Below are 4166 nucleotides of genomic sequence, written 5' to 3'. Positions count from 1 at the left end.
TCAGCAAGAAAACAGGAAACACTTTATCAACCGGAGCTATTCCAAATTAAACTGGTCCGGAAAAACCGGGCAGGTCAATGGATCTATCTTTAAAGCGTTTCTGAATTCAGCATATCCTCATAGATAAGAAGTCGGCGTGGATCATCTGAACGAAGAGCTGCAATCGCCGGCAACAGAGGCGCCATAAATGTCTGCATCGCTAAATCAATATCGGGCATTGATAAAGATCTTGCATTCCGTTCGAGAGCGCATCTCTGACTAAAGAACCAGAGATTTGAAAGAATGCGTGGAACGCCAGCACTTTTTTCAAAGAGGGCGATGCGTAGTTCTGGGGTAGGCGGTAATTTCTCGTCGAGCCATTGATATTGACAAAGCGTCGGGAAAAGATACTTCGCGTAGTACGGATCTTCGGCCGATTTAATCAGGGAGATCTGGTGAAATCCGCCGGTCGTCATCCGTTGTGAAGTACTAATGCGGCTAGAAAATGCGGCCATCCCGTCTGGAGTTCCTGCTGTGATAATCGCGATACGCGAGGTATTGGCTAAGGTTAGGATGAACTTCAGTGCTTCGTCTTCCACAATTCGAAGAGGAAGCCGTTCCCCTCTATTGGATGCTGACGTTCTTGATTTTTTAGTGGGCAATTTGAAGAAATTCTGGACTTCATCGAGCACGAGCACGCCGAGAAAGTGAGAAGATGCTTTTTGTAGCCAAGCTCTAAGCATCTGTTGTCCGTTCTTACGTGAACTGCGTAATGTAGGTTCGAAATGCGAAGTTCCTAAAGCGTTATCTAAGCTAATCATCAGTTGCTCTGCGAGATCCGTAGCACGTCCACTTCCTGGAACATCAATCTTTTGCCATAGAACTTGTTTGAAAGGACCTGCCATGCCAGGAAATTTTTCATGCAACGTAACTTGAGGATAGCGCTCCAATGCACGCTCAATAGCTCTAGACTTTCCGGAGCCCGATATGCCAAAAATTGCTGCTACTAAAGGACGAGAAAAGGTGTTGTTCTCGTCAATTCCTCCCGAGTAAAGGTGCCGCCAAGTGTCCGGACTATCCGGCCGCCGATGAACGTAGCTTTGGCGTAAAAGTAAATCCAAGGTGACCGCGACTCTAATTCCTTCGTTCGTCGGAATATGAAGCTCGTGTAGAGAACCAGCTTGATGCAAACGAATATGGTTCGGAGTACCACTCGATATGGCGGGTAGCGGTGGCAGTCTTCGCAGACGCTTTGCTAAGGTAAGACTATCTGGAACAGTTCCGCATGCGTTAATCAACGGGTTATCGGCGTACTCATTTACCTGATCATTAGATTGCATTACGGTCATCCTCCTCTGCGTTCTCAGAAGAAAATAGTTGAGCCATAAGATCGCCATACACATCGTCGCTGCTTTCTTTGGCGTCGACGAGTACTGGCTGCTCTATAGGAGAAGGATCCGGCGAGATTGAATGAATATTTGCTTCAATTTCTTTTGCATCACGTAAGGTGGGCAAGGCGCCATCATGGTTCAGATCAGCAATTCTTGTTGCTTCCGTGGCCTTGGATATCATCGCATTCGTCCGCTCGCGCTGGGCAAACCTGGCGACATTGCGCTCATGTTCTCTCTCGCCGCGCTTTGTACGGTCGTATGCACGTGCATCAAACCATTCATCGAATGAAATACCAGGTTTGGCAAGTGCCTCGGGAGACAGAGAGAGCGCAGCCATTACGCCGGTATCGGGATCCGGCCACCAGATTTTGTCGTTGTTTCCGGGGAAGTAGTGCATGTGCGTTGTCATGACGCCAAAATTCCTTGCTGTTGCGGGCCACATTTTTTCTTGTACGAAGGGGGCCTCATATTTCAGACCTCCTAGGTAAACGCCGTCCTTACGGATCGCCGCCTCTTGAGTTGGAAGTAGGGCCGCCATCAAGCGTGTCGAATGTTCTTCCTTTTGATACCCGATGCCAACCTCGTGACCATAGCGCCATAGGCCAGCAGGAGATGGGTCCACGCCGCAGGCAATCATGTCCGTGTTCATGCGCTCTGTGCGATTCGAAAAGAAATTGTATTGCGCAAAAACCTCGCTCAGATAGCTGACGTATTCTTTCAAATTGAAAATTCCATCTCGGGAATTAGCTCGAAGTTCAATTTCCTTTCGTCGTGCATCGATAGCGCCAGGGACAAATTGAAATTGCTCATCTTTTGTAACCCGGTGCAACACCTCGACGATACCTTTGAGGTCAGGCCTATACGATGGGTTGTATTGCATATTCACACCCAAAAGTTCACCAGTCTCCTTCGCCCCTTTAGATAAGTATTCACCGCGATCGCACAGGAACGCGTGTGGTAGCGATGGGGGTGGGTCAAGTTGAGCAACAGCATCAATGCCCCATAGATCTGAGAAGGAATTGGTGGTGGCGGTCGAGAATAGAGCAACCTTTGCTGTTGCCCATGATGGGCCGGACAAGCAAACATAGAATCCCACTATTGCCGTCGACCATACATCAACGATTATGTAGACAATAGGTCGTCCTATAGCCCAAGCTCGATTAACACTGCTGCGAAGAAAGATGTCCCCTACGGTTGAGTCGATTGCATAAACGTGCCCAGGTCCAGCAATGCCTTGCCAAGATTTTCCTATCAACCCGCGATGATTCCGGTTGAAATGGAGAAGTGTGGTTCTTGCGAGTTTTCGTGACAGGCGGTTGGCCTCTTGATTAACGATCCGCCGAACTTGCTCTTTATTTGGATATGTTCCCTTTGGGGGCGTCACTGGCGTAATGACCCCCAAATCGTCCGTGAACTTTTCTATGAAACAGTTGGCGATAATGCTGTCGTAGATTGCATCGAACTTTAGTCTGGGATTGCGGCTGATTACCTTGTATGTCGCAAGTATTTTTTGGCGAGCCTCTACGGTGATACCTACTTGAGGGTCTGGCTCTGGCGCTCCTAGTCGTTCATTAAGCGTCTTGCGTCCAGCTTTTGTCTTACCCTTTTCCCAAGGGCGAAGCTGGCCGGGTCCGCCGCAACGATCAAACCTCGGATTTAGTGAACTCAAATGAAAGCCGTGGCGGCATAACAATTCCCATAGGCGATAGCAGGTCGCGCGTGAGACCGTATTTTCCCTTCTTGTTTCGGCAATTAGCTTCCCGATGCCGCGCGGCGATAGCAGTGCTTCGCAAACAAGTTTGTGATCTAGAAAAGGACGTGCGACCTTGCAGCGTATATCGAATATGGCGCGCTCTTTTTCGGTTAATTCAGTAGTGCTTAGTAGGTACTTTGGATTGGTCTTAAATTCTACGTTCTCTAGCTCCAATGAATCTGCCATGGCTGATATCAGCTTGGTAGGAACAGAAATTAGATTTCCCACTCTCTCGACATGGTTCTCTATCGTCTGTTTAGATTCTTCTACCTGAATGTTCTGGGCAGGTTCTGATAGCCGATAAAGAAATACAACATCCGCGTCAATTGGGAGTGCAATAATCCGATAGATGCAATTATGAAAATCACCTGAGATGCGCAGGATCATGCCAATTTTTAGATGCATTCCGATCGTCTCGCGGCTATTGGATTTTGCTCAAGAAATCGGCGCTCATCTAGAAGATGAAGCGGTTCGGATGGCCATGCGGACCGCCGTAGATCTAATAGGAGTTGTCCCGCCCAAACAGCCTGCCAAAACGTTCGTTGAGCTAGATCTATCGAGCCGCCCAAATTGTCCCGAATCCAGTTAATAGCCGCCGTCAAAGCCATGCCTTCCAAAACGGCAGAGTGCTCGGCGCAAAAACTGATGGTGCTGTGAGGCACTATGTCTTTCTCTTCTTTTGGTAGCCCCCATGGAAGCGCCGCGCGGACAGTCCTTCCAATCTGCTTGTCAAAGCTTTGTGGTGTGATCAGGAGCCAAGCGACGTCTTGGCTTTCCCAATAATGCTTTTCGATGGAAAGAAGACTTCGTTTTCTTGGAGAGAGTGAATCCGTATCGGATTTAACGCTAACGGCAAGCAATTGATAGTTGCCATCGGTCGATTTCAACGTAACTACGAAGTCTGTACTCATTATCCAGGGGGATTTGCTTTTGCCATCAGCGATCGTTGGATGCTTAATTCCCAGTTGACCTGCCCCGGATTTTTCGGACCGCTGAAAATTTGAGAAGATAGCTTCCACTCGGAAAGGAAGCCATGAAAAAGA

The 4166-nt window shown here is 48.4% G+C and carries 3 protein-coding genes; all 3 read right to left on the bottom strand.

What is annotated here, in order from left to right; all coding sequences use genetic code 11:
- Positions 1-89: 89 nt before the first annotated feature.
- On the bottom strand, positions 90-1319 hold the full coding sequence (locus HWE04_RS24115) for an ATP-binding protein (protein ID WP_241813916.1): 1230 nt from the start codon (positions 1317-1319) through the stop codon (positions 90-92).
- Positions 1309-3510 (bottom strand): transposase, encoded by a 2202-nt coding sequence (locus tag HWE04_RS24110; RefSeq protein ID WP_241813915.1) that lies wholly within the window; start codon positions 3508-3510, stop codon positions 1309-1311. Before HWE04_RS24110 ends, HWE04_RS24115 begins: the two co-directional genes overlap by 11 nt.
- 8 nt (positions 3511-3518) lie before the next feature.
- Positions 3519-4166: TnsA endonuclease N-terminal domain-containing protein (locus tag HWE04_RS24105; RefSeq protein WP_241813914.1), on the bottom strand; the 648-nt coding region annotated here is incomplete at its 5' end.

This window comes from Herbaspirillum sp. C7C2 (assembly GCF_022627865.1).
GTDB lineage: Bacteria > Pseudomonadota > Gammaproteobacteria > Burkholderiales > Burkholderiaceae_D > Herbaspirillum > Herbaspirillum frisingense.
Note: the sequence above shows the minus strand (reverse complement) of the source record. Positions and strands in the feature narration are given on the sequence as shown.

What these genes read in the sequence shown, in the direction of transcription:
- HWE04_RS24115 (WP_241813916.1), bottom strand. Translation starts at nt 1,319, where the DNA reads ATGCAATCTAATGATCAGGTAAATGAGTACGCCGATAACCCGTTGATT.
- HWE04_RS24110 (WP_241813915.1), bottom strand. Translation starts at nt 3,510, where the DNA reads ATGATCCTGCGCATCTCAGGTGATTTTCATAATTGCATCTATCGGATT.